Consider the following 25,495-nt stretch of genomic DNA (forward strand, 5'->3'; position numbering starts at 1 on the left):
CCGGCCGCGTTCATCTCGAGGAGGTGAACAAGGATCGGAAGGAGCCCGCGCGGTTCGGCGGCTCCGTGCATTGGAGCAACGACACCATCAAGCGCGCCGACGGCTCGCCGGAGATGGTGGCGCGCGCGGATGTGGCGATTCCCGAGCGGCGGATGAAGGTCAGCCTGGTCTTCCAGAACGACACGGGTAGCGGCCTGCTCGGCCAGACCGTCCAGGTCTCGTTCTTTGTCCCCGCAGATTTCGCCGGTGGCAAAGGTGTACGCGAGATTCAAGAGCTTCGCATGCGCCAGACCGAGACCTCAATCGGAATTCCCTTCGGCCGCGCCGTGCAGAAGATCAGCGACGGCGTTTTCCTGATCGGCGTCGCGCGGGACGTGCTCACCGAAGCAACGTCGTTCAACCGCAAGGACTGGGACTGGATCACGCTTCCGCTGATCTACGGCGACGATCAGCACGCCCAGCTCGTGGTCGAGAAAGGCCATGACGGCCAGCAGGCCATCACGGCGATGAACGAGCAGAACGAGAAGCTGAAGCTGCAGCCGCAGGCCGCGCCGGCATCAGCCGCCACCGCTTCGACGCAATCTCCCAAGATCGAGAAGAAACCGCCGCCGGCGAAGGACCGAACCTTCGGCGTGGAGAGGATTGCCGAATTACTCAATCGTCCTGCCGGTGCGGCGGGTAAGACCTCTCCTGCACAGCAGCAAGGTAGCTCACCGATTCCGAAATACATTGTCGGCTACATGGTGCCGAAAGACCCGGCTGCCGCGGCGGCGACACGGCGCGCCTTTCTCGAAAGTGTGGATCGCGTTAGGGACTCGCTCTCCAAATGCTGGCGGCCAGACAAGGACTTCAAAGGGACGCTTCGCTATCGCGTTGCGATCGACAAGGACGGCAAGGTGACCAAGGTCATCCCGTTCGCCGACAACAAGAGCGACCCGGGCATGCAACGCGCGGCCAACGCAGCAATCGAGGCCTGTCAGCCGTATGTGATGCCTATCTCCTACAAGAATTGGGATTCCCTCGAAGTCGAGCTGTCGCAGCGGGTCGACGTTGCCTCAGCTGCGATCGTGCCATCCGAAAATGATGCGAAGGAGCTCAAGGTTCTGACGGTGAACACCAACGGCCCGCTCAGTCCGAGCCATCAGGAAATTCTGGACCTGGCGACGAAGATCAAGGCCTGCCTGAAGACGAACGGCAGCGGCATGAGCGGGCTGGAGCTGCACCTCAACCGCGATGGCTCCGTCGCGCCCGGCTCGCGGATCGTTTCGAGTCCCACACCCGAAATCGGACAGAACCTTCTGCAGGCGACGTTCGACTGCCAACCCTATCCGCTTCAAACCGAAAAATATGAAGGCTGGAAGGTGATGTTCATCCAGTTCTGAAGCGCGACGCGAGCCGTTGTCGCAACTTTTAAGACCTTCCCCCTACACCGCCCCTTCGTCAGGAATGTTCAACACGGTGCCGCACGCCTTGCAGTGCACCGCATCGATGTCGTGCCGAAGCAGGCCGCAGGACGGGCAGCTGAACCGCACCTTGCTCGGAGTGAACAACACCTTCGCCAGGTTCAGAAACAGCGTGACGCCGAAGATCATGATCACCACCGTGATCATGCGTCCGGGAGTTCCCGGCAAGGTGATGTCGCCAAAGCCGGTGGTCGTGAGCGCGGTGATCGTGAAATAGAGCGCATCCGCATAGTTCTTGATGCCGGGATTCACGCCGCGCTGGGTCTCGTAGACCACGCCCGTCATCACGAAGATGAAGACCGACAGGTTGGTGACGGCGATCAGCAATTCCTCGTTGCGGCGGAAGAAGGCGCTGTCCTCACGAAGGAATTGCACCACCCGAAACGTGCGCAACAGCCGGAAGGTGCGGAGCACGCGCAGGAAGCCGGCAAATTCGCTCGCTGCCGCCGCCAGCAGCGAGATGATCGCGGCCATATCCGTCCAGGTCGTCATACGCAGCAGTTCGCGGCCGACGCGGCGGCTTGCCGCCAGGCGCAGGATCAACTCGAGCAGAAAGATGATGCCAAAACTGACGTCGAGAACCCGCACCAGATCGTTGCGCGGCAGGAAGGACGTCGTGACGATGAACAGCAGCGAGGTCAGGTCGAAGACCAGGAGCGCGTACAGAAAGCGACGCGAATTCGCGCTGCGCCCGCCGTAGAGATGACGGAGTGCAAGTCGAAATCGGGAGAGCAGCGTTGGCGGGATGCCCTCGGCCTGCACTCCCAGAGTTGACACGGGGGTCGCCTCCCCAGGCTCTCAAAGGTTATCCCGATCGATCAGGCCGGCGTGGCAGTGATCCGGGCTGCCCTTCCTGTAGGCTCCAGGAATGGGCGTTCTGGTTTGATGTAGATCAAGGCCGCATGCGCACGGCATTCAACGCCGCGTGCGGACAAAATTCCTTGCCCGACGGGCAAATCAATTTTGCTTCATGGTTCCTCGGCAAAGTCCATCCCAGACGTGAAAAATATTCCTCTTTACGCGAACTTCCGATTATGCTAATAATTGCTCATCCTACCCACTGAGGGGCGTTGCGCAATGTCACGAACGCGGGCTGGGATGCGGTGGACGCCGAGCGTGCGATGGACATGCGCGCGCAAGGTGTACGGCGAAGTCGTGTGGGCCTGCCGCCCCGATGTTGGTGGTAAGCCCGTGAGAGGCCCAAAGCCGATCGCGGACGATGGTGGCACAAAAGCAGAGTCTCACCAGGGCGAGCACGTATAAGCCGTAAAGCCATCGCGCAGGGAAGGCCGGCGTGCCTCCGCTGCATTTGTATGCCCGTGTGCGCCACTTTCTCCCCATTGCGCACGGGACCGCGGGTGCAGCGTGCACCCGGTCTTCCCTGCGCCCTCTATCTCAAGAGAGGGCAAAACGAAGAGTAAAACTCGGACAAAACATGTCGCGAGAATGCGAACCTATATCCTCATATTCACTGTCGTCGCCCGCGAATGTGGGCGATCCAGTACGCCGCGGCCTCTCAGCTCACGCGTTAACGTCCCTGGAATACTGGATCACCCGCATGCGCGGGTGATGACACCGAGTGGCTGTTTGATATTTGAATTTCGAACCAACCTCGCCGTCGTCCTGGCGAACGCCAGGACCCATTACCCCAAATGCAAGTTATTGCACGACGCTGTGGCCACGATTCCGTTCACAACCAAATTCGGTGGTTATGGGTCCTGACTTTCGTCAGGACGACGATGGGGTAGCACGCTGCCGTAGGGTGGGCAAAGCGACTTGTCCGCCGAAGCCTTGGCGAAGGCGGAAGCGTGCCCACCATCACGAGCACGCCGGAAATGGTGGGCACGGCGCAAGAGCGCCTTCGCCCACCCTACAAGACTTTCGCAATGATGGAGAGCCTACAGCCCCGTATACCCGGCCTTCACATGATCCGTCGTGCCGTCGAGCTGCCGCAGATACGTCAGGCCGCACACCGTCAACCGATGCATATCCTTCTCGCCGGCCTCATGCAGGGTCCGCACATACTCGGTCACCTTCGCGCGCGCCTCTTCGCTGGCGGCGGTCGTGCGATTGAGCAGCAGATCATAGGTCTGCATGATGCGATCGATCGCGGCTTCCATTGACGTCTCCGGGGTTTCATTCACGCGAGGGATTTCTCAGGCAAGGACGAGGGTCTCGGCCTCGAACCTGGCAATCGCCTTGTTGGCAAGCCGAATCTTGTTGTTTTCGCCGTGCTGGAACAGCTTCACGATGATGCCGAGCAGGCGCTCGTTGGTCATGAAGCTGTCGGGAAGCGCGCCGGATTTGCGCAGGAAATTGGCAGCGATGGCATAGGCCTCGCCGACCACTTCGAGATCCCTCACTCGCAAATCACGCTCGACCAGCATGTGTCTGCCTTCTCCTTTGGCTGACGGGTTAAGCGCTACAGAGGCCGTTTGGTTCCCGCGCGCGAAACTTTTTTCGCACCTGCAAAACGACAAAACGCACCGGCCGGGCACGGCCGATGCGCTTGTTGGAGGTGGCTGCCGGTCTTCTTCCGTGGCCGGCTTGGCCTGAAGGCAAGGAGGCGAGAAGAGGATGGGCTCAGAGGCGATACAGGATCTGGTCGGTCCAGAACCGCTCGAGGCGGTGCAGCGACTTGTTGAGGCTGGCGAACTCCTCGTTCGAGATGCCGCCGACCTGCTCGACCGTCTTGACGTGCTTCTGATAGAGCGCGTCGACGATCTTGCGGACTTCCTGGCCCTGCGCGGTCAAGCGGATGCGGACCGAGCGGCGATCGACGCGCGAGCGCTGATGATCGAGGAAGCCGAGCTCGACGAGCTTCTTCAGATTGTAGGAGACGTTGGAGCCGAGATAGTAGCCGCGGGTGCGCAGCTCGCCAGCGGTCAATTCCTTGTCGCCGATGTTGTAGAGCAGCAGCGCCTGCACGGAGTTGATATCGGCGCGGCCACGACGATCGAACTCGTCCTTGATCACGTCGAGGAGCCGGCGATGCAGCCGCTCCACCAAAGTCAGGGCTTCGAGATAGAGCGGCTGCACCGGAGCTTCGCCGGCAGAGCGGTCAGCGGTCTGCACCGCCGTGTTCGCGGCTTTCATCATGACATTCCCCTGTTGTCGTTTTTGTCGACTTATTTCGACGAAACTTGTGTCCCGCCTGATAGCTTCAACTTAAGGGGGCCGTTTGAAGATCAGCTTAAATAAGAGAATAAAGAGATCATGAATTTAAGACAGTGAATCGCGGATTAAGCCCATGGATCAAGGGCTTTTCGCAACTTTTCATTGACGGTGAGAGCCCGCTGTTCACGCTTCGTCTGCGCCTTCCGGAGGCGACCTGTCGCATTCCAAAACAGCTTCGTTTGAATTCGAAACGCGTACGTAATACGTCTGAGGGAACCCTTTACGGTGACCAAAGGGTTATCAGAAAATTTTTGAAGAATTTTATCGGCGAGACGTGCGGAGTGTGCACGCGGCGCCGCTCAGGCACCCTGCTCCGCGAAACTGGTCCCGCCGCCGGCCAGCGCAAAGCCGACTAGCGAATGTGCCGAGAACCAGTAATCGGCCCCGACGGCGGCACCCAAAGAATGCGTACGCTCGATGGGGGACCATGGCGCAGCGAACTTTGTGGCGCTGGATTAACAGACGGGAAAATCCTGTCTTCTCAGTCTGCGCAATGAAATGAGTTTGTCGGGGATATCAGATTGCAGTTTGTAACAGCGTTACCGCACGCACTACGGCGGCCGTTCGCGCGCCGCCATCCAGGCGAGTGCCAGATACGCCGCCAGCATCACGGCCTCGAAGCCGACCACCGTGAGGCTGCCGCCATAGATGCCCGGAAACATCAGCTCGATGACCGCCATCGACACCACGGTAGTCAGCCACACCACCGCGCCCCAGGGCGTGGCGAGCCAGAGCCCGACCGCGGCGACGAGCTCGATCACGGCGAAATAGATCGTGGCCGACTGCCAGGCCATCGACTGGTTCTCGAACGCCTCCTCCTCGCCGCCGACGAAGCCGGTGACCTGGGCCCAGTGATAGAGACCCTTGGCGATCGAGACGAAGGCCATGATCCGCAGGAACAGGACGAGGCGCCGCGTCCACGCATTCTCGTCCGGCTCGATCCGGTCGGACGAGATGCCGCCGATCGAGATGGCGCCGTCGCGGGCCTGGTCGCGCGCGGAGGTGTCAGACATGCGAATCGCGGCGGTCGGGCATGGAAACCATGGTCATGGCGGGCAGTCTTGGCCCGCCGGGGGCCCAAAATCAATTGCCGAAGTGGCAAATCAGGGGCGCGAGACGGCCCCCCTGTCAGGTGCTAGAAGTTAGAATTATATCAGGTCCAAATCAGCCTGCCTCCTAAGGAGACCCACATGGCGATCAAATTCGGCCGCCCGATCGAGATGCGCGACGCGCCGAAGCGGCAGACCGCCCTTAACCCCCCGTCGCTGGACCTCACGGTCCGCCCGCGCCGCAACCGCAAGACCGAATGGGCGCGGCGGCTGGTGCGCGAGAACGTGCTGACGACGAATGACCTGATCTGGCCGATGTTCGTGGTCGACGGCACCAACACCCGCACGCCTGTTGCCTCGATGCCCGGCGTCGAGCGGCTCACCGTCGACCAGATCGTGCGCGACGCCGAGCGCGCGGCGAAACTCAACATCCCCTGCCTCGCGCTGTTCCCCTTCACCGAGCCGTCCTTGCGTGACGAGAACGGATCGGAAGCGCTCAATCCCGATAATCTGGTCTGCCAGTCGGTCCGTGCGATCAAGAAGGAGTTTCCCGACATCGGCGTGCTCTGCGACGTGGCGCTCGATCCCTTCACCAGCCACGGCCATGACGGGCTGCTCGAAGACGGCAAGATCCTCAATGACGAGACGGTCGCGGTCCTGATCAAGCAGGCGCTGACCCAGGCGGAAGCCGGCTGCGATGTGATCGCGCCGTCGGACATGATGGACGGCCGTGTCGGGGCGATCCGCGAGGCGCTCGACGACAATGGCTTTGTCGACGTGCAGATCATGGCCTATGCGGCGAAATACGCGTCCGCCTTCTACGGCCCGTTCCGCGACGCCATTGGATCTGCAAAGACGCTGACCGGCGACAAGCGCACCTACCAGATGGACAGCGCCAATTCCGACGAGGCGCTGCGCGAGGTCGAGCTCGATCTGGCCGAGGGCGCCGACATGGTGATGGTCAAGCCGGGCATGCCCTATCTCGACATCGTCCGCCGCGTGAAGGACCATTTCGCGGTGCCGACCTTCGTCTACCAGGTGTCCGGCGAATACGCGATGATCGCAGGCGCCGGCGCCAATGGCTGGATCGACGGCGAGCGCGCGATGATGGAGAGCCTGATCGGCTTCAAGCGCGCCGGCGCCGATGGCATCCTGACCTACTTCGCGCCGAAGGCGGCGGAGAGGATCAGGGCCGAGAGCTGACGCGATCCAGCCGCCGAATCGCCGGAATATTTCCGCTTGCTGATCCCTGCGCGGGCTTGGCAGCCGGCTTGCCGGCTCCCATGTCCTGCGCGGGACAGACAGCGGAGGGTTGAGCATGTCTTACAGTGGTTCCGGCCAGTCCGGTGGCGCCTGGCGCAATGACGGCGGCGTTCCGCCGCATGCGTTCGATCCGATGACGCAGCCGGACCTGTTTCGCGGGGTGCTGACGCGGCGCGTGTTCGCGTTCCTGATCGACCTCGTCGTGCTCTCGGTACCGGTGATCCTGGCGGTGATCTTCATTTTCTTGTTCGGACTGGTCACCTTCTTTTGGGGGTGGGCGTTGTTCGGGCTGCTAACCCCTGCCTCGATCATCTGGGCCATCGTCTATTACGGCTCGTCGATTGGCGGACCGCATTCGGCGACTATTGGCATGCGGATGATGGATCTGGAGCTGCGCACCTGGTATGGCGCGCCCGGCTACTTCGTGCTCGGCGCCACCCATGCGGTGCTGTTCTGGGCCTCCTGCTCGTTCCTGACCCCGCTGGTGCTGCTGGTCGGCCTGTTCAGCGGCCGCCGCCGGTTGCTGCACGACATCATCCTGGGAACCGTAGTCATCAACAGGTCGGTGCTATCAGAAGTCACGCCAGCGGCACGGGCCTATTAGGGCCCCTCGAAACTGTGAGGTGGTCACAGCGTTTTAGGTTCGCCTAAACCAATTGACCGTTACATTATGGGGCGCGATGCTGAGCTGACTCTTATCGCCCCGGCTCCCTGGAGGCCCGACGACCCGACGTGACCCAGCATTCGCGTGACACTCCCCAGTTTTACCTGACGGCGCCCTCGCCCTGCCCCTATCTGCCGGGTCGGCACGAGCGCAAGGTGTTCACGCATCTGGTCGGCGACAAGGCCGGCGATCTCAATGACTTGCTGACCCATGGCGGCTTCCGCCGCAGCCAGTCGATCGCCTACCGCCCGGCCTGCGACCAGTGCCGGGCCTGTGTCTCGGTCCGGGTGGTCGCCAACGAATTCCGCAGCTCGCGCAATTTCCGCAAGGTTCTCGCCCGCAACGCCGACCTGATCGGCGAGCAGCGCAGCGCGGTGCCGACGTCGGAGCAATATTCGGTGTTCCGCGCCTATCTCGACCGCCGCCACCGCAACGGCGGCATGGCCGACATGACGGTGCTCGACTACGCCATGATGGTCGAGGACTCACATGTCGAGACCCGGATCATCGAGTACCGCAAGCGCAATGCCGACAGCGCCATTACCGGCCGCGGCGACGAACTGGTGGCGGTGGCGCTGACGGATGTGCTGAGCGACGGGCTGTCGATGGTCTATTCGTTCTTCGACCCGGCGCAGGAAAGCCGGTCGCTCGGTACCTTCATGATCCTCGACCACATCGCCCGCGCCCGCCGGCAGGGCCTGCCTTACGTCTATCTCGGCTACTGGATCGAGGGCTCGAAGAAGATGGACTACAAGGGCCGCTTCCTGCCGCAGCAGCGGCTGGCGCCATCCGGCTGGCTCCGCATCGACGCCGCCGGCGACGATATCTCCGAGCCGCAGGACTGATCCACGGCTCAGCCGAAGATCGTGTCGTAGAGCAGCTTCAAATTCAGGATCACGATCACGCCGGCGACGAGCCAGGCGACCGCCGCGACCGGCAGGGAGATCGCAAACGTCCCCATCTTGCGCTTGTCGGAGACGAAGCGCACCAGCGGGATCACCGCAAACGGCAGCTGCATCGACAGCACGACCTGGCTGAACACCAGGAGATCCGCCGTCCCCCGCTCGCCATAGAGCGCGGTGACGATGATCACCGGGACGATGGCGATGCCGCGGGTCAGCAGCCGCTGCGCCCAGTTCGGCAGGCGAAGGTCGAGAAAGCCCTGCATCACGATCTGGCCGGCGAGCGTGGCCGTCACCGTGGAGTTGAGGCCGGAGGCGAGCAGCGCGACGGCGAACAGCGTCGAGGCAATGCCGAGGCCGAGCAGCGGCGACAGCAGCTCGAAGGCCTGGCCGATCTCGGCGACGTCGGCGTGCCCACTCTTGTGGAAGGTCGCGGCCGCCACCACCAGGATCGCGGCGTTGATGAACAGCGCGAGCATCAGCGCGATGGTGGAGTCCGTCGTCGCCCATTTGATCGCGTCGCGACGGCCTTCCTCGGTACGCGGATAGGCGCGGGTCTGCACGATCGAGGAGTGCAGATAGAGGTTATGCGGCATCACGGTGGCGCCGATGATGCCGATCGCGATGTAGAGCATCTCCGAATTGGTGAAGATCTGGCTCGACGGCACGAAGCCGCCGAGGATCGCGGCGACCGGGGGCGCAGCGGCTGCGATCTGCACCACGAAGCAGACCGCGATCACGATCAAGAGCGCGATCACGAAGGCCTCGAGGAAGCGGAAGCCGCGGTTCATCAGGAGCAGCAGCAGGAAGGCATCCAGCGCCGCCAGCAGCGCGCCGCCGATCAGGGGAATGCCGAACAGCAGCTTCAGCGCGATCGCGGTGCCGATCACCTCGGCGAGATCGCAGGCGATGATGGCCGCCTCGCAGGCCAGCCACAGCACGAAATTGACCGCCGGCGAATAGGTCGCGCGGCAGGCCTGCGCGAGGTCGCGGTCGGTGACGATCCCGAGCCGGGCAGCCAGCGCCTGCAGCAGGATCGCCATCAGGTTGGACAGCAGGATGACCGAGAGCAGCGTGTAGCCAAACTTGGAGCCGCCCGCGAGGTCGGTCGCCCAGTTGCCGGGGTCCATGTAGCCGACGGAGACCAGATAGCCCGGTCCGGCGAACGCCAGCAGCCGCCGCCACCACAGCCCGCCGACGGGCACCGCGACCGTGGAATTCACCTCAGGGAGGCTGAGCTTGTGACCGGCATCGAGCCGCCAGCCGGCGGCGCCCGGCAGGGCATTGGACAACGAGACGGGCGGCATTTCAGGCGAGCGTGCATCCATACCATCAAGATGGCTGATCCTGCGCCTTATTGCAACTCATTTGCAACTGCATCTAGGTATCAAGAACGTGATACCGCCCGCCAAAGCTCCCCTACTGATCTAGCGATAGTCCCGGTTGTCGATCTTCTTCTCGCTGTCGCGCTCACTGGCGTCGGTGGGCATGCATTCGACCTGCACGAGGTCGGGATAGAGTTCCCAAGCCCGCACCAGGAACTTCCTGCGGATGCCGTAGGAGGTGATGACGCAGCGGTTCAGCACCGGGCTGACAGCCGCGGCGACATAGCCGGGATAGAACAGCGAGCCGTGATGGAGCACGCTCCAGACCTCGTTGAACCAGGTCGCGCGCACCCGGAAGGTCACGGTGTTCTGTTCCGTGCAGGGCAAGGTCTCGCAACCGTAGACCTCGTGAACCTCCTGCTCGATATGAGCTGTGGTGATGTTCTGCGAGTTTGAAAGGTAGAGCTGCTCGTTATGCCGCACGGTCGCGAGGTACCACGGCAAGGTGACGGCGACCGTGGCGACACCATAAATGAGGTAGCAGGTCGCGATCGTCGCGATGATCATCATCCCGCCGCGCGCCTTGCTGAACACCGGATCGCCATAGGCGTCCTTGGCATAAACGCAACGCGCCCAAAGCTTGCGGTAGCCGGCGAATGCCCAGCGCACGAAGCGGTAGATCCGCCAGGTGACCGGGGCGATCAACGTCGCGTAGATCCAGCCGCAGGAGCGCACGAACTGCGACCAGAACCGCCCAAGCGCGGTCAGTTCCCGCTGCGCGCGCCCAACGTCGGACTGATCGTAGGCCTTCTTGGCCTGGTAGGTCTTGGCCTTGAAGTCGGACAGCGTCTTGTCGATGCCGTCCAGCAACGCACCGGTGTCATCACGCGGCTTTTCGGTCATCTGGAATCCAGTTCGACGTGAAATTGCGGCCCGTGGGATCGAAGCCGATGTCGAGCTTACCGCCGAAGGCGGCGTCCGCCATCAACTTCTCGACGATCATGGCCTCGACCCGCTTGATGCGGCCCGGCAGCCCGCGCGCGCCGATCTCGGGCGTATAGGTCTTGTCGCAGAACTCGCGCAATTGCGCCTCGGGGAAGCGCACCTCGATCCCCTGCTGCGCGTAGAAGGCGTTGATGCGCGAGATTTCGCGGAACACGATCTTCTCGATCGTATCCATGTTGAGCTTGCGGAACAGGATGATGTTCTCGCGCCCCTCGAAGCGGTTCAGGAATTCGGTGCGGAATGCCTTCTTCAGGTCGGCGATCGTGAGCTCGTAGGCCTCCGCCTCGGTCAGATCGCCGGGCCCGGTGCCGACCCGCAGCGCATGATCGGCGCCGATGTTGGTGGTCATCGGCATCACCACGTCGCCGAACTCGACCTTGCGGCCCAGATTGTCGCGGCAACGTCCGTCGTCGAGGATGTTGAGGCAGATGTTGAAGATGTCGGGGTGCGCCTTCTCGATCTCGTCCCACAGCATCACCTGATAGGGATTGGCGCGAACCGAGTTGGTCATCTCGCCGCCCGCTGCGAAGCCATCGTAGCCAGGGGGCGCGCCGATCAGCTTGGTGACGTCGTTCTTCTCCATGAACTCGCCCATGTCGTAGCGGTTCAGCGCCTTGTCGGTATCGAACAGTGCTTCGGCCAGCCCCTTGGCGACCTCGGTCTTGCCGACGCCGCTGGCGCCGCAGAACAGGAACGGCAGCGGTTTGTCGGTGCGCCGTCCGCGCCGCCACACCTTGACCGCGCGATCGACGTGCTCGAGCGCCGCCTCCTGGCCGAACACGCGCCGCTGCAGCGAGCCGTGGAGGTTGAGCAGCTTGACGGCGTCGTTCTGCTTCAGCTTGGAGGCGTCAATGCCGGAAATGAGGGCGAATTCGTCAATCACCATGTCAGCGGTGAAGAGCAGCCGGTCGTTGATCGCCTTGGTGACGGCCTTGTATTTCACCCGGTTCTCGTCGACGGCCGCCTGGGTCCGCGCGATGTCGCCGCGGAGCTTGAGGATCTCCGGCGTTGCGTAGCCGGATGCCCTGGCGATCAGGTCGAAGTCCGCATCGCCGGCGGAAGCCTTCCCGGCGGGATCGTCGAGGTGGCGCTTCTTCTCCTCCTGTTCGAGATCGCGCAGCTGGGTCTCCATATGCGCGATCGACTTTTCGCCCTCGCGCTGCGCCGCATAGTAGCTCTTGATCTTGACCTGGTACTCGGCGAACTCGGCCTTGTGGCGGGTGATGGCGGCGCGCAAGGTCGCGGCTTTTTCGTCGTTCGCGGCAGACGGCGCGTCGGCCATGACGCGCGCCAGCTCCGCCTCCAGTTCGGCAAGCATCGGCGGCGTCGAATGCGCCCGCAGCAGATAACGCGCCATGCCGCGGTCGAGCAGCGTGCGGGTGCGCGCGGGCTGCGCCGCGGTCAGGCCGGTGTCGAGCGAGCGATACTTGCTCGACATCTCGATGGCGACCTTGACCGCCGCTGGATCGATCCGGACCCCATAGCTCTCCTCGAGGTCCTTGGCCCCGTGCAGCGCAATCTCCTCGAGCTCGGCGCCGGCCGGCTCGGTCAGATCCATCAGCGTAAAGTGGTCGCGGAAATCCGAGTGGCATTTGAGCACCTGCGTGAGGTCGGCCTCGCGCACCTCGAGGAAAACCTGCGTCTTCTTCGCCTTCACCATTGCCGTCAGCGCATTGACGATGTGCATCAGCCCGCTGTTGCGCAGCGCATCGATCAGGTCGAGCGTATCCTCCACGATCAGGACGCTGTCGGGGGTGCGGTTCAGGATCGCGAAGATACTCTTGAACTGCTTGACGATCGCATCGTTGTCGCCGAGGCCGAACAGCCCGTCGGTATCGAGCCAGAACAGCCGCTTGTTGACGATGTCGAACGGTGCGTCGGGATCCGCCTTGCGGGCCTGCAGCGCCAGCGCCAGCGTGGTGATGCCGACGCCGCTCGGACCGGAGACGATGACGCTGTTGGCCTCCATCCGTGTCAGGATGGTGCACAGTTCCTCGAACTTCCCCGCGCAGCCCACCAGCTTGAAGTTCTTCCGGTCGGCGATCATCTCGCTGCCGGTGATCAGGAAGTTGTCGGCCATTGCGGATTTCCGTGGTTTTGGCGGTCGGGCTTTAAAGACGGTGGACGATCACGTTCGGCTCAGATCTGGCCGAACGTGATTTCCTTGTCGTCGACCGGCTTGGACGCAGCGGTTGCGGCGGAAGCTCCGGGCTCCTTGGCGTCCATGCCGATGCTCTCCTGCAACCGGGCGCGCACGGTGGCGGTGACGTCGCTGAGCTCGCCAAGCCGGCTCTGGATGGTGGAGAGCCCGTCTTCGCGCAGCTTGTTGGCGGCCTGCAGCGATTCGGCGATGCTCGACATCGACTCCACCTTCTCCATGATCCGCTTGGAGGCCTCGTCGACTTGCAGCGCCTGGCGGATGACCTCCTTGTTGGCGACGTCGTCGGTCACCGCGTTCATCGCCCGCATCGAATCGCGCACGCTCTCCGAGGCCTCGTTGAGGGCCGAGTTGTTGAGCGCCTGGATCGTGGTGTTGAGGCTGGTGGCGACGCTGGCGATGCCGTCGCTGGACAGTTCGCGCAGATTGACGTTCTGCTTGCCGAGCGCGTCGTGGAACGTGTTGGCGTCGACCGCATCCTTTTCGAGATCGGCAACGGTCTTCTTGGTGCTCCGCCCGCTGTCCAGGAGAGTGGTGACGTGGCGCTCAAAATCGTTCTTCTTGCGCTCGCGCTCGAGGCGGGCAAGCGTGTCCTCGCCTTCCTTGGCGGTCGACAGCGCCTGCACCTTGGCCTTGTTCTCGGCCGTGGCGAGGTCGATACCCTTGTCGAGGATCGCGACCACCGTGATCATCTGCGAGTTGATCTTGACAAGCTTGTCGGCCTGCCCCTCGATGCCTTCGAGTTCGTCGCGCAGCTCGGAGACCGTGACCTGCGACTTGTCGATGTAGTTGAGCGCGGCCTTGATGATGCCCTCGACGCGCTTGACATGCTCGGGACCGGAGATGTCGAGCATCTTGCGGACCTGTTCCTTCTCGGCCTTGAACTTGCCCTGCTTGGCGTCGTGCTCGGCCTTCTCCGAGAGAATTGCAGTCGCCTTGTCGCGGCAGGCTTTCAAGTCTTCCATCCGCTTGGCGATCACAAGCTCCTTGGCGGCGATCTCCGCCTGGGCGGACTTCTTGATGCCACCGAAGATGCCGGTCTGCGTCTTCAGCTGGGCGATGTCGCGCTCGAGCTTTTCCCGGTCGGAGACGATCTGGCGCGTTTCGGCGTCGACCTCGGCGGTACGCTTGTCCCAGTCGGCCTCGCGTTTGCGATCCTCCTCGATCTCCGCAAAGGTATCGAGCACGACGTTGTCCCCGGCCGTGCGCAGCGTGTAGAGCGCATCCAGATTGTCGACTAAGGGCCGGATCATCTCGCGGAAATCCAGCACGCCCTTGTTCATGTCACCGAAGGTCTGCTTCATCTTGGCAAAGACCGTGGTCGACGACAGCTCGATCAGCTTGCGCTGCATCAGCGTGCGCTGCTGGGCGAGATATTCCTTGTAGGACTCGAGCTGCTTGACCGAGGTCTTGCACTCCTCGGCGAGTTCCGGCGAGAGAAGTGCGCCGACCTGTCGGCTGCGCTCCTCCGGCGAGGCTTCCGGATTGAAGACGATCTTGGCCACCGGATTTGCGGTGATATCGACGGGCGCGGCCTGCGGCGCCTGCTTCGGCGCGAGGCGCGCCTTGAGGGCCTCGTTAACCGCGGTCGATTCCGCAGGCTTCGGCGATGCAGAGGTAGACATGAGGTCGTCTCCTGATCAGGCAGTTCCGGGCGGAACCGCGTATGGCGACGCAGGCGTTCAAGCCGCGGCGCGAAAGCTCATCTCTCAGCGGCCAACACAAGAGCCGGGTCCGGCCAGAAAGCTAGATGCGACGTCCTTGTCGCACAACCACAGCGGTGGTTGATTTGGCCGTTAACCCAAACAAAAAATGGAGGCACTTTCAGCTCCCAGCCGAGGGACGATACGGCAGGCCGAGGAACCGCTTTGTGGGGCGGGCGGAGCAGACCTGCCGGTCCGCTCATTGGTATGACCGTCCGGCGCGGAGGTTCGAACGATGTTCGACACCTTTGCTTGATCGAACGTGCGACCCCGTGATCGGCCGGGAGACCGTCTTTTGGCGGAGAAATGCCGTTAACGAACCGCCCAGCCCGGCCGGCCGGAAAACTCACAGTTTCGATGAATTTCGTCAAAGCTGTTGGGATTGCCCGCCGTTTTGTCGGAAAGCGGGTGGGATTGACCGGTCCGACGGCAGAAGCTCCTGGTCAGCCAACGTTCACGGAACTCCTGCCATGTCCACCCACACGCCACGCCTGCCCGCGACCTTCAACCGCCTGGCCTGGTCCAACCTCGCCGCGCAATCGGCCGAGCAGATCGCACTCGCGGCGGCGCCGATCGTCGCCGTGCTGCTGCTCGGCGTCGGCGAGGGCCAGACCGGCCTGCTGCAGACCGCGCTGACTCTCCCCTTCATCCTGTTCGCGATTCCCGCCGGCCTGCTCGCCGACCGCGTCTCGCGGCGCTGGGCGATGGCAGGCGCCGAGGCGCTGCGGGCTGTGGCGCTGGCGGCGATCCTGCTGCTGCTCTGGATTGGCGCGATGACCTTGCCGCTGCTCGCCCTGCTTGGCTTCGTCGCGGTGTGCGGTACGGTCGCCTACAGCGTCGCCGCGCCGGCATTGGTGCCATCGCTGGTGACATCGCAACAACTGCCCGCAGCGAATGCGCGGATCGAGCTGGCGCGCACTGTCGCCTTCGCCAGTGGCCCTGCGCTCGGCGGCGTGCTGGTCGGCTGGGTCGGCGCTGCGCCGGCGTTCGGCGTCGCGGCCGCCCTGTCCGCGATCGCCGTCGTGCTGCTCGCCGGCATCTATGAGCCGGCGCGGCAGCCCGCCCCGCAGCGTCATCCGTTGCAGGATATCCGGGAAGGCGCAGCCTTCGTGTTCCATCACCCGCTTTTGCGGCCGGTGTTCGTCACCCAGTTCATCTTCAATACCGCCTCGTTCCTGCTGCTCGCCGTGTTCGTGCCCTATGCCGTGCGGCATCTCGGCTTGAGCGCGACTGGCGTCGGCGGGACCCTGGCGATGTATGGCGTCGGCATGGTGGTCGGCGCGCTGTTTGCGACACGCGTGATGCGCCGGCTGGCGTTCGGCACCGTGATCGGGCTTGGTCCCGTCACCGGCTTCGTCGCCGCAGCAGTGATGGCGCTGACCACATGGATTCCGACGCCGCTGCTCGCCGGCCTCAGCTACTTCCTGCTCGGCGTCGGCCCGATCCTGTGGGTGATCTCGACCACGACGCTGCGCCAATCGGTGACACCGCCCTCGCTGCTCGGCCGGGTCTCCGCCATCAACATCATGAGCTACGGCGCCCGCCCGCTCGGCTCCGCGCTCGGCGCCGTCGTCGGCGGTCTCTACAGCGCCGAGGTTTGCCTCTATCTCGCCGCGGCGATCTTCGCCGCGCAGGCCATGGTGATCCTGATGTCGCCGGCGGTCTCGCTGGCGCGGCAGCCCGACATGGTCGGCGAACCGGCGTGCTAGCTCGTCAGATACCGTTCATACTTGCCGCCCACCACCTCGTCGGCGGCAACCGCCGGATCGAGCGTGTAGAGGTCCTGCGCCTGGCTGATGCCGCGCAGGACGAAGCGGCCCGTGGAAACGAGATAGTTGCGGCCGGCGGCATCGAGGCCGGTGCGGAAGGCGGTTGAGGTCAGCAACTCCCGGTCGACCGAGCTGCACATCGAGGCGATGCGGCTGACCTCGTTGACAGCGGGGCCGACCACGGTGAAATCCAGCCGGTCCTCGCTGCCGATATTGCCGTACAGGACCTCGCCGACATGCAGGCCGACATAGGCCGTCGTGGTCGGCCGCCCCTCGGAGGCCCGGCGCGCGTTGAGCTTGCTGATGTTGTCCCGGAACTGATGCTCGGCGCGCAGCGCGGCGCGCTTGGCTCTCGCCACGTTCTCATCCGTGAACATCGCAAGCACGCCATCGCCGATCAGCTTCAGCACCTCGCCGCCGGCGTCATGGACTGCGTCGATCGAAGCCTGCGCGTAATCATTGAGGAACGGGATGATCTCGTCCGGGCCGATGCGCTCGCTGATCGCGGTCGAGCCGCGCACGTCGGAATACCACAGCACGGCCTTGATCTTCTCGGTGACGCCGCGGTTGATATGGCCGCGCATCACCCTTTCCGATGTCTCGCGGCCGAGATAGACGCGGCCCAAGGTCCGCGCGATCTCGGCCTGGGCGGCGGATTTCACCGCAAGGCCCAGCACCGGCACGAGGTCGCGCAGCGCCTCCAGCCCCTGCTCGCCAAAACCGTCGTCATGCCGCGTCACCCAATAGGAATAGACGCAGTCCATCTGCCCCATCGTGCCGGCTTCGCCGAACTGCTGGATATGGGCGACGAGATGCTTGTGACCGCTGTCGGCGAGATCGCCGGTGAACTTGAAATTGTTGGAGTCGCCCTGGCCGAGCTCGAGCCGGAACTCCTGATGGCCGTTTTCGAGCATGTGATAGAAGATCGAGCGCCGCCAGGCGTCAGCCGCCTCGCCCTCGCTGGTCGAACCATATTCGAACGCGGTGCTCTCGTTGGTCTCGGCATCGTTCCAGCGAAAGCCGCGGCCCTCGAAGATCGGGTGCAGCGTATCGATGAAGACCATGGCCCGCGACACATGCAGGCCCTCGGCGCGGCAGCGCTCGCAGAAGCCGCGCAACAGATCATTCTCGGGCAGGCCAGACAGACCCTGGCGGACCAGCCAGTTCATCAGGCGCAGACGGGGCGTCAGTTCCATGGGGCGATTATGCCGGTCAATTGGTGCGGGAGGAAGCCGCCAAGCGCGCGCTTGACGCTGGTTCCGTGACAGATGCAAATGCCGGGGCAACAATGCAAGACCGGCGCCTGCCGGCAAGAGGATTTGATCCGCGCCATGAGCGCCCGGCAACTTCCGATCATCCTGGCGCTCGGCACCACACAGACGCTGGCCTGGGCTTCCAGCTACTACCTGCCGGCCATCCTCGCCGATCCCATCGCGAGGGATCTCGGCATCTCCTCGAACTGGATTTTTGCAGCATTCTCCGCGGCGCTGGTGATATCGGCCCTGCTCGGCCCGCGGATCGGCCGGCAGATTGATCTGGTCGGCGGCCGCTCGGTTCTGTCGATCTCGAATCTGACGATCGCCGGCGGCCTTATCCTGCTCGGCTTCACCCACTCGATCCCCGTCCTCGCCGCCGCATGGCTGCTGCTCGGCATCGGCATGGGCTATGGCCTCTACGACGCCGCGTTCGGCGCGCTCGGAAGGCTCTATGGCGAGGCCGCGCGGCGGCCGATCACGGGCATTACGCTGATCGCGGGCTTTGCTTCCACAGTCGGCTGGCCACTGACGGCGCTCGGGCTTGCCCATATCGGCTGGCGCGACACCTGCTTTGCCTGGGCCGCCGCCAATCTCCTGATCGGCCTGCCGATCAACTGGCTGATGCTGCCGCCGGTCGCCGGCGCGAAGGTGGCGGTCGCCCACGCGGTGAAGCCGCACATCCCGCTCGACCGGCCGATGATCCTGCTCGCCTTCACGTTTGCGACCGCGTGGACCGTGACAGGTGCGATGGCGGCGCATTTCCCGCGCATCCTGGAAGCGGCCGGCGCCACGCCGGTCGCAGCGATTGCCGCCGGTGCGCTGATCGGGCCGGCGCAGGTCGCAGCCCGCATCGTCGAGGCATCGCTGCTCAGCCGCTATCATCCCCTGCTCTCGACGCGGCTCGCCTGCCTCACCCACCCGATCGGCGCCGCCATCGTGGCGGTGATGGGCGGCGGCGCGGCAAGCCTGTTTGCGGTCTTCCACGGCGCCGGCAACGGCATTCTGACGATCTCGCGCGGCACGCTGCCGCTCGCGATCTTCGGCCCGCAGAACTATGCCTATCGCCTCGGCATCATCGGTGCGCCCGCACGGATGGCGCAGGCGGCTGCGCCGCTCGCGTTCGGCTTTTTGCTCGAAGTCATCGGCAGCCGCGTGCTGATCGTCTCGTCAGCGCTCAGCCTGCTCGCGCTTGGCGCGCTGTTCCTGCTGGATGGCAGGCGGGTCGAAACCAAATGATGGACACGATTGGCTCTTCCCTTGACCGATCATTTCGCGCGCAAGCGACGCATGAGCAACGATCCCAACAAGCCGCAAAGCTGGATACGATGGGCGATGAAGCCGCCGCAGGCCTATGCGGTGTACCTCGTCGCGGTGCTGCTCGTGTTCGGCCTGTCGTTCCTCGCCGGCACGCTCAAGCCGAAGCAGACGCCGGCGCCGGCACCGGTGACCACGCCATCCGTCCCGCGCAGCTAGCGGTCATTTCCCCGACGTCGCGATCCAGATCCCGGCGAACACCGCGACCAGGCCAAGCACCAGATTTGCGGTGATGGGCTCGCCGACCAATTGGGTGGCGAGCAGGCCCGCGGCGACCGGGTTGATCGTCATGGTGTTGGCGACGCGGGTCGGCGTCGCCCGCTCCAGCGCCAGCACCCAGAGGATGAAGGCGAGCGCGCCGCCGGCCACGCCGAGATAGACGCCTGCCATCCATTGCGACGCGCCGAACCGGCTCAGCGTCACCACACTGCCGGTGAAGAGCCCGACGATGACCAGTGCGGCCGCGCCGGTGCCCATGCCCACGGTGAGAAAGCCGAGCGCGCTGGAGCGGCGGATGAACGGGCGCGACCAGACATTGTAGAAGGCCATGCAGAGCACGGCACACATCATGATCAGTTCGCCGCGCCAGGCCCCAACAGGCGCCGACGACAGTCCTGACGCCAGCGCTGCCGCGACGCCGAACACCGCGATGCAGACGCCGACGGATTTGCGCATCGTCAGCGGCTCGATGCCGAGCACGGCGCCGACGACCATGGTCGAGAGCGGCAGCGTCGCCAGCGCAAGGCTCGCGCGCGCCGCGGTCGTGTAGCTCATCGCGATGTTGTAGAGCACGAAGAACACGCCGAAGAAGGCGAAGCCGAGCGCAGCAACGCCGAGCCAGTCGGCACGCTGCGGCCACCGCACCTTCAAGACCAGCGCCGCCGGCAGCACGCAGAGAAAGCCGATCGCCCAGCGCAGGATCGCAAGCGTGATCGGATCGGTATTGCCCGCGAGATAGCGTGTGATCGCAGCGGCCGTGCCGCCGAGACTGCTGGAGACCAATGCCAGCGCGACGCCGATCCACTCGGTCAATGTCCGTCCCCAATGCGTTTCGACTGCCGTTGTGGCATCTTGCGCGTCAGCATCGTTTCCGCAACTACCTGGCAGGTATTCATGTCGCAGCAGCCCGATTTCGCAGCCAGCCTCCGCGGGTGGCGGCAGCGCAAGGGTCACTCGCAACTCGAGCTGGCGGGGCGCGCCGGCATTTCGCAACGTCACCTCAGCTTCCTCGAGCTCGGACGCGCGGCGCCGAGCCGCGACATGGTCATCAAGCTTGCGGTGGCGCTCGACGTCCCGCTGCGTCAACAGAATGCGCTGCTTGTCGCCGCGGGCTTCGCGCCGGTCTGGCGGCAAACCGATCTCGCGGCCCCTGAGTTCACCCAGATCCGTCATGCGCTGGATTTCATGCTGGCGCAGCAAGAGCCGTATCCGGCGGTCGCGGTCGATCGGCACTGGAATTTGCTGCTGGCCAATTCGGGGGCCGTTCGCCTGGTCGAATTCCTGGTCGGGCCGCTGGCGCCAGGCACACCGGTCAATCTCGCCGATGCGCTGGTCGCCCCCAACGTGCTGCGGCCGTATCTCACGAACTGGTCCGAGGTCGCCGGCTATTTCATCCGCAGCGTCGAGGCCGATGCCGCGGCCGACGGCACCGCCGCAACCGCCGACTTGCTGAAGCGCCTGCTGGCCTATGACGGCGTCGCGGCAGCGATCAGCGCCCCACCCTCGATGTCACCGCCCGGCCCCGTTCTCCCGATGCGATTCCGCAAGGGCGATGTTCGCCTGGAGCTGTTCACCACCATTGCGACGCTGGGCATTCCACAGGACATCACAACGCAGGAATTGCGGATCGAGAGCTTCTTCCCGCTGGATCAAGAGACCACTCGGACGTTCCGCGCCTGGGCCGAGCGCGGACACTGACTTTCAGCCTGGCGCACCGTCAGTGCGCGTGATCGTGGTGCGGACAGGTCTCGACCTCGACCGTGATGTGGCTGACGCCACGCAAACCGCCGAGCCGGCGCTTGTAGGTCGCCGGCGGCAGCGGGTGATCGGAGATGACCGAGATGACCGCCGCGCGATGCCCCGGTCCCACCTGCCACAGATGCAGGTCGGTGACGCGGTCGCCCTTGGTCTCGATCCGCTCGCGGATCGTGGCTTCGAGCTTGTCGTCGGCGCTGACGTCGAGCAGCACTGCGCCGGACGCGCGGATCAGGCCAAAGGCCCAGCTTGCGATCACCACGCTGCCGACGATGCCGACCAGCGGATCGGCCCACACCCATTGCGCATACATCGCGACCAAGAGCGCACCGATCGCCAGGATCGAGGTTGCCGCATCCGCCAGCACGTGGACATAGGCCGCGCGCAGATTGTTGTCGTGGTGATGGTGGTGATCATGATGGTGTTCATGATCATCGTGGTGATGGTCGTGACCGTGATGATGGTGATGATGACCATGATCGTGATCGTCATGCAGCAGCCAGGCGCTGGCGAGATTGACCACGAGGCCAAGGGCCGCGATCGCGATCGCTTCGCTGTAGGCGATCGGCACCGGATGCAGCAGCCGGTCAAAGCTCTCCCAGGCGACCTGCAGCGCGATCATCGCCAGAATGATCGCGGACGAGAACGCGGCGAGATCGCCGAACTTGCCGGTGCCGAACGAGAAGCGCGCATTGCGCGCCTGCTGCCGCGCGAAGAGATAGGCAAGCCCGGCGATCCCCAGCGCCGCCGCATGCGTCGCCATGTGCCAGCCGTCGGCCAGCAGCGCCATCGATCCCGACAGCCAGCCGGCGACGATCTCGCCGACCATCATGACCGAGGTCAGCGCGACCACGATCCAGGTCCGTCGCTCGTTGCGACCATGCGTGGCGCCGAGGAAGACGTGCTCGTGGGTCCACTGGTCAATTGAATGTGAGTGCATCAGACGTCTCTTGGGAACATGAAGGAATCTGCTGGGAATATAGAGGTTTTCGTCGCGAACTCGAAGCGGTTCCATGACGCAAAATCGCGTGGCCGCGTTGACAATCCGAGGACGCTTTTGGTCTATTCCCCACCCATTGGGGGTGCTGCGATCCCCTCATGAGGCGACATGCCGAAGTATCGCGTCCCGTTTTGACGAGGGCGCGCGCATGTCCAAATCAATTCCACACCATCGATCCGACGAACCTGGCTGCACGCTGCCGTGCGCCGGGATTCCTGTCGCACGACTGACATTTTGGGGCCTACCGAAGGAGCACATCATGAAGCAGATCCTCACGGCGCTTGCGATCGGTATCGTATCCAGTGTTACGGCGGCCCGTGCCGCCGACATCGACTGGAGCAAGGTCGATGCCGCACTCGGCAAGACCGCCACGGTGAGCGGCGAGGTTCGCCGCTACGGCCTGCCCCGCTCCGACCTCCACGTCACCCTGGATGGCGTGACCATCAAGCCGGCGCTGGCACTCGGCGGTTGGGTCGCCTTCGCGCCGATGCATGGCGAGGCCATGGTGATGGGCGATCTCGTGCTGCTGGACAACGAGATCACGCCTGTCATGACCAAGCTGCTCGATTCCGGTCTGGAGATCACGGCGATCCACAACCACATTCTCCGCGCCTCGCCCGCGACCTTCTACATGCATGTCGGCGGACACGGCGATCCCGAGAAGCTGGCATCGGCGATCCGCGCGGCGCTCACCTCGGGCAGCAAGACGCCGTTCGAGCCGCCGGCGACGACGGCTGCGGCCCCGCCGAAGCTCGACCTCGACACCGCCGGGATCGACGCCGCGATGGGCGCCCAGGGGAAGGAGACCGGCGGGGTCTACCAGTTCGGCATCCCGCGCCGCGATCCGGTCAAGGACGGCGGCATGCCGATCACCACGGCGATGGGCGGCGCCAATGCGATCAACTTCCAGCCGACCGGGAACGGCAAGGCGGCGATCACCGGCGATTTCCTCGTGACCGGCAACGAGGTCAATCCGCTGATCCGGGCGCTGCGCGCCGGCGACATCGAGGTCACCGCGATCCACAGCCACATGCTCGACGAGGAGCCGCGGATGTTCTTCGTCCATTTCTGGGCCAATAACGACGCGGTGAAGCTTGCGAAGGGTGTTCGCGCCGCGCTCGACAAGACCGCGGTCGCGCAACACTAGAAATCAGCCTGCCTCCTCCGGCGGCTTGATGTGACGGAACGAGACCAGCAGCGCGAGGTCGTAGCCGATCTTGAGCGCCCCGCAGATGATCAGCGGCAGACCGGGAAAAGCCGTCGTCAGCAGCACGCCCGCGATCGCCGGGCTGATCGCGGATGCGAGGCTGCGCGGCACGGCGGTGACACCAGCCGCGGCCGGCCGCTCCGGCGGCGTCACCACGGCCATCACATAGGAGGTGCGGGTCGGCACATCCATCTGCGACAGCGCCGCGCGCAGCAGCAGCAGGCCGAGCGCGAGATAGAGGTTCGGCGACAGCGCCGCCAGGATCAGGAAGATGCTGGACGGGATATGCGTGAACACCATGGTGTTGACGAGCCCGATGCGCTTTGCGATCCAAGCGGCAACGGGATAAGAGAACGCGCTCAGCGTGCTCGACCAGAAGAAGAACAGGCCCGCCGCCGACAGCGACAGGTCGAAACGCTGGAACAACCAGAGCACCAGCAGCGACTGCGCGACAAAGCCACCGGCAAAGGCGTCGACGCTGAACAGCGCCGCGAGCTTGTAGACCGTGCGCTTGCTCGGACCAAGCGCGACCTGCCCTGCCCTCGCCTCGGCATGCGCATGCGGCACCTGCCGGTAGAGCAGCGCGCAGATCATCCCGAGCGCGGCATAGGCATAGAACATCGCGCGGAAGGCGCCGAGCTGGGTTGCCCCCGCCGAGACCATGATGTCGGGCAATGACGCGGCGAGCGAGCCCGCAGCCGCGCAGAGCGCGCCGATCAGGCTGTAGCGCGCGAACACCTGCGTGCGTCGCGCATCCGACGCGGTCCGCGCCAGCACGGCATGCTCGAGCGGCACGGCGACGCCGAGATCGCCGCCGGAGGGATTGACGGTGCCGATGAAGCCGACCAGCGCGATCAGCGTGAGATGCTCGACATTGGGAAACGCGATTCCCGTCGCGATCATCAGCCCGGCCCCGAACAGCAGCAGCATGCGCAGGTCGAAGCGCGGCGCGATCCAGCCGATCAGCAGCGTGAGCGCCGCCGTTCCGAGCAGCGATGCCGTGGCGACGATTCCGACCGCGACGGCGTCATAGCCGAGCGCCGTCATGTAGGCCGGCAGGATGATGATGGCAAATCCGTCACCGAAGCCGCGCAGCGCCCGCGCGGCATACAGCAAGCCGATCAGGGACGCGCCCGATGAAGTCGTTGTTTGCGTTGAGATGCTCGTCATCCTGACGTCCATGCGCGCTTCCTCGCGAGAAGCGAGGTCTGCGCAGAGCTTGGACGGAGCCGTCTGACGGGGAGTCTGCATTTCCCCGATGTCGTCAACGCTAAGTCGGAACAACGGCTTGCGCAAGCGCCGCGCGCGCTGCGGCGAAATTTGTCTGCCCTGATTGACAGCCCGCGCGGCTTTGGCTGTAATGCCCGCATGGGGATTGAGCGATCTCCCCACGAGGCGCCATGCCCAAGAATCGCGTCCTGTTTCGCTTTGCGAGGACGCAAACATGTCATCCTACACCACGATATCTGCCGACAAGCTTTCCAAATTGATCGGGACGGCGAACATGCCGACCCTGATCGACGTTCGGACCGACGAGGATTTCGCCGCCGACCAGCGGCTGATTCCCGGCGCAATCAGACGCAGCCATCAGGATGCCGGCGACTGGAGCGGCAATTTTTCCGGAGACTCGGCCATCGTCGTCTGCCTGCGCGGCGCCAAACTCGCCCAGGGCACTGCGGCCTGGTTGCGGCATGCCAATGTCGCCGCGGAGACGCTCGAAGGCGGCTTTGAAGGCTGGAAAGAGGCCAGGCTGCCGCTGGTGAACGCGTCAAAGCTGCCGCCGCGCGACGCCAAGGGGCGCACGGTCTGGGTGACGCGGGCACGGCCGAAGATCGACCGCATCGCCTGCCCCTGGCTGATCCGTCGCTTCGTCGATCCGGGCGCCGTGTTCCTGTTCGTGGCTCCGTCCGAGGTTGTCGCCGTCGGCGAGCGCTTCAACGCAGCTCCCTTCGACATCGAGAACACGTTCTGGAGCCACCGCGGCGAGCTCTGCACCTTCGATGTCATGATCGAGGAATTTGGCCTGGCGACGCCGCCGCTGCTGCGGCTCGCCACCATGGTGCGCGCCGCCGACACCGCACGGCTCGATCTGTCGCCGGAAGCGCCGGGCCTGCTCGCCGCCTCGCTCGGGCTGTCGCGGATCCATGACGACGACCTTGCGCAGCTCGAGGCCGGCATGCTGCTCTATGATGCTTTCTATCGCTGGTGCCGCGACGCCTCCGGCGAGACCCACAACTGGCCGACCAACAAGGCGAAATCGTAATGG

The 25,495-nt window shown here is 64.4% G+C and carries 23 protein-coding genes; 10 read left to right on the forward strand and 13 right to left on the reverse strand.

The window, feature by feature from the left end; all coding sequences use genetic code 11:
• The first annotated feature begins 113 nt into the window (after nucleotides 1-113).
• Nucleotides 114-1,382, forward strand: a complete 1,269-nt coding sequence (locus JQ604_RS10515; protein ID WP_212356285.1) for a hypothetical protein — start codon at nucleotides 114-116, stop codon at nucleotides 1,380-1,382.
• Nucleotides 1,383-1,424: 42 nt separating this feature from the next.
• On the opposite strand, the gene JQ604_RS10520 is transcribed toward JQ604_RS10515, so the two are convergent.
• The 5 genes from JQ604_RS10520 to JQ604_RS10540 form a co-directional block, all read right to left on the reverse strand.
• A complete protein-coding gene (locus JQ604_RS10520) occupies nucleotides 1,425-2,231 on the reverse strand; it encodes an ion transporter (protein WP_249158195.1) in 807 nt (268 codons plus the stop codon).
• Nucleotides 2,232-3,361: 1,130 nt separating this feature from the next.
• Complete coding sequence (locus JQ604_RS10525; protein WP_212356288.1) at nucleotides 3,362-3,583, reverse strand: hypothetical protein; 222 nt, start codon at nucleotides 3,581-3,583, stop codon at nucleotides 3,362-3,364.
• Nucleotides 3,584-3,619: 36 nt separating this feature from the next.
• Nucleotides 3,620-3,850 carry a hypothetical protein gene (locus JQ604_RS10530; RefSeq protein ID WP_212356291.1) on the reverse strand — a complete coding sequence of 77 codons (231 nt, stop codon included), beginning with the start codon at nucleotides 3,848-3,850 and terminating at the stop codon, nucleotides 3,620-3,622.
• A 196-nt stretch (nucleotides 3,851-4,046) separates the two neighbouring features.
• Nucleotides 4,047-4,562 carry a transcriptional regulator LdtR gene (gene ldtR / locus JQ604_RS10535; protein WP_212356294.1) on the reverse strand — a complete coding sequence of 172 codons (516 nt, stop codon included), beginning with the start codon at nucleotides 4,560-4,562 and terminating at the stop codon, nucleotides 4,047-4,049.
• A 629-nt stretch (nucleotides 4,563-5,191) separates the two neighbouring features.
• Nucleotides 5,192-5,653, reverse strand: coding sequence for a DUF6163 family protein (locus tag JQ604_RS10540; protein ID WP_212356297.1), 462 nt, complete (start codon nucleotides 5,651-5,653; stop codon nucleotides 5,192-5,194).
• Nucleotides 5,654-5,830: 177 nt separating this feature from the next.
• Here JQ604_RS10540 and hemB point away from each other — a divergent pair, with 177 nt between their 5' ends.
• The 3 genes from hemB to JQ604_RS10555 all read left to right on the forward strand — a co-directional run bounded on the left by hemB (nucleotide 5,831) and on the right by JQ604_RS10555 (nucleotide 8,461).
• A complete protein-coding gene (gene hemB / locus JQ604_RS10545; protein WP_212356300.1) occupies nucleotides 5,831-6,892 on the forward strand; it encodes a porphobilinogen synthase in 1,062 nt (353 codons plus the stop codon).
• A 115-nt stretch (nucleotides 6,893-7,007) separates the two neighbouring features.
• Nucleotides 7,008-7,556 carry an RDD family protein gene (locus JQ604_RS10550; RefSeq protein WP_212356303.1) on the forward strand — a complete coding sequence of 183 codons (549 nt, stop codon included), beginning with the start codon at nucleotides 7,008-7,010 and terminating at the stop codon, nucleotides 7,554-7,556.
• 128 nt (nucleotides 7,557-7,684) lie between these two features.
• Entirely contained in the window at nucleotides 7,685-8,461 is a 777-nt protein-coding gene (locus tag JQ604_RS10555) for an arginyltransferase (RefSeq protein ID WP_212356305.1), read from the forward strand.
• A gap of 8 nt (nucleotides 8,462-8,469) precedes the next feature.
• Here JQ604_RS10555 and JQ604_RS10560 read toward each other — a convergent pair whose 3' ends face one another.
• The 4 genes from JQ604_RS10560 to JQ604_RS10575 form a co-directional block, all read right to left on the reverse strand.
• Complete coding sequence (locus tag JQ604_RS10560) at nucleotides 8,470-9,846, reverse strand: Nramp family divalent metal transporter (RefSeq protein WP_212356308.1); 1,377 nt, start codon at nucleotides 9,844-9,846, stop codon at nucleotides 8,470-8,472.
• Between the two features lie 99 nt (nucleotides 9,847-9,945).
• Complete coding sequence (locus JQ604_RS10565; protein ID WP_212356311.1) at nucleotides 9,946-10,746, reverse strand: hypothetical protein; 801 nt, start codon at nucleotides 10,744-10,746, stop codon at nucleotides 9,946-9,948.
• Entirely contained in the window at nucleotides 10,727-12,928 is a 2,202-nt protein-coding gene (locus JQ604_RS10570) for an AAA family ATPase (protein ID WP_212356314.1), read from the reverse strand. The genes JQ604_RS10565 and JQ604_RS10570 overlap by 20 nt, the downstream gene beginning before the upstream one ends.
• A 59-nt stretch (nucleotides 12,929-12,987) precedes the next feature.
• Complete coding sequence (locus JQ604_RS10575) at nucleotides 12,988-14,631, reverse strand: hypothetical protein (protein WP_212356317.1); 1,644 nt, start codon at nucleotides 14,629-14,631, stop codon at nucleotides 12,988-12,990.
• Between the two features lie 548 nt (nucleotides 14,632-15,179).
• On the opposite strand from JQ604_RS10575, the gene JQ604_RS10580 reads away from it, so the two are divergent.
• Nucleotides 15,180-16,418: an MFS transporter gene (locus JQ604_RS10580; RefSeq protein ID WP_212356320.1), complete on the forward strand. Its 1,239-nt coding sequence runs from the start codon at nucleotides 15,180-15,182 to the stop codon at nucleotides 16,416-16,418.
• On the opposite strand, the gene JQ604_RS10585 is transcribed toward JQ604_RS10580, so the two are convergent.
• Nucleotides 16,415-17,674, reverse strand: a complete 1,260-nt coding sequence (locus JQ604_RS10585; RefSeq protein ID WP_212356323.1) for an adenylate/guanylate cyclase domain-containing protein — start codon at nucleotides 17,672-17,674, stop codon at nucleotides 16,415-16,417. The two genes, JQ604_RS10580 and JQ604_RS10585, sit on opposite strands and share 4 nt — an antisense overlap.
• Nucleotides 17,675-17,809: 135 nt before the next feature.
• On the opposite strand from JQ604_RS10585, the gene JQ604_RS10590 reads away from it, so the two are divergent.
• Both JQ604_RS10590 and JQ604_RS10595 read left to right on the forward strand, forming a co-directional pair.
• Nucleotides 17,810-18,970, forward strand: a complete 1,161-nt coding sequence (locus JQ604_RS10590; RefSeq protein WP_212356326.1) for an MFS transporter — start codon at nucleotides 17,810-17,812, stop codon at nucleotides 18,968-18,970.
• A 51-nt stretch (nucleotides 18,971-19,021) separates the two neighbouring features.
• The gene (locus JQ604_RS10595; RefSeq protein ID WP_212356329.1) at nucleotides 19,022-19,207 is read left to right on the forward strand and encodes a hypothetical protein; all 186 of its coding nucleotides are present in this window, start codon (nucleotides 19,022-19,024) and stop codon (nucleotides 19,205-19,207) included.
• 3 nt (nucleotides 19,208-19,210) lie between these two features.
• Here the strand turns inward: JQ604_RS10595 and JQ604_RS10600 are convergent, their stop codons facing one another.
• On the reverse strand, nucleotides 19,211-20,080 hold the full coding sequence (locus JQ604_RS10600) for a DMT family transporter (protein ID WP_212356332.1): 870 nt from the start codon (nucleotides 20,078-20,080) through the stop codon (nucleotides 19,211-19,213).
• Nucleotides 20,081-20,161: 81 nt separating this feature from the next.
• On the opposite strand from JQ604_RS10600, the gene JQ604_RS10605 reads away from it, so the two are divergent.
• On the forward strand, nucleotides 20,162-20,965 hold the full coding sequence (locus JQ604_RS10605; protein WP_212356335.1) for a helix-turn-helix domain-containing protein: 804 nt from the start codon (nucleotides 20,162-20,164) through the stop codon (nucleotides 20,963-20,965).
• A gap of 19 nt (nucleotides 20,966-20,984) precedes the next feature.
• Here the strand turns inward: JQ604_RS10605 and dmeF are convergent, their stop codons facing one another.
• On the reverse strand, nucleotides 20,985-21,962 hold the full coding sequence (dmeF, locus tag JQ604_RS10610; protein WP_212356350.1) for a CDF family Co(II)/Ni(II) efflux transporter DmeF: 978 nt from the start codon (nucleotides 21,960-21,962) through the stop codon (nucleotides 20,985-20,987).
• A gap of 319 nt (nucleotides 21,963-22,281) precedes the next feature.
• Between dmeF and JQ604_RS10615 the strand changes: the two genes are divergently transcribed.
• Complete coding sequence (locus JQ604_RS10615) at nucleotides 22,282-23,169, forward strand: DUF1259 domain-containing protein (RefSeq protein ID WP_212356352.1); 888 nt, start codon at nucleotides 22,282-22,284, stop codon at nucleotides 23,167-23,169.
• 3 nt (nucleotides 23,170-23,172) lie between these two features.
• Here JQ604_RS10615 and JQ604_RS10620 read toward each other — a convergent pair whose 3' ends face one another.
• Nucleotides 23,173-24,399: an MFS transporter gene (locus JQ604_RS10620; RefSeq protein ID WP_212356355.1), complete on the reverse strand. Its 1,227-nt coding sequence runs from the start codon at nucleotides 24,397-24,399 to the stop codon at nucleotides 23,173-23,175.
• A 274-nt stretch (nucleotides 24,400-24,673) separates the two neighbouring features.
• Here JQ604_RS10620 and JQ604_RS10625 point away from each other — a divergent pair, with 274 nt between their 5' ends.
• Nucleotides 24,674-25,492, forward strand: a complete 819-nt coding sequence (locus tag JQ604_RS10625) for a chromate resistance protein ChrB domain-containing protein (RefSeq protein ID WP_212356369.1) — start codon at nucleotides 24,674-24,676, stop codon at nucleotides 25,490-25,492.
• Nucleotides 25,493-25,495: the final 3 nt, after the last annotated feature.

The organism is Bradyrhizobium jicamae (assembly GCF_018130695.1).
Classification (GTDB): Bacteria; Pseudomonadota; Alphaproteobacteria; order Rhizobiales; family Xanthobacteraceae; genus Bradyrhizobium; species Bradyrhizobium jicamae_B.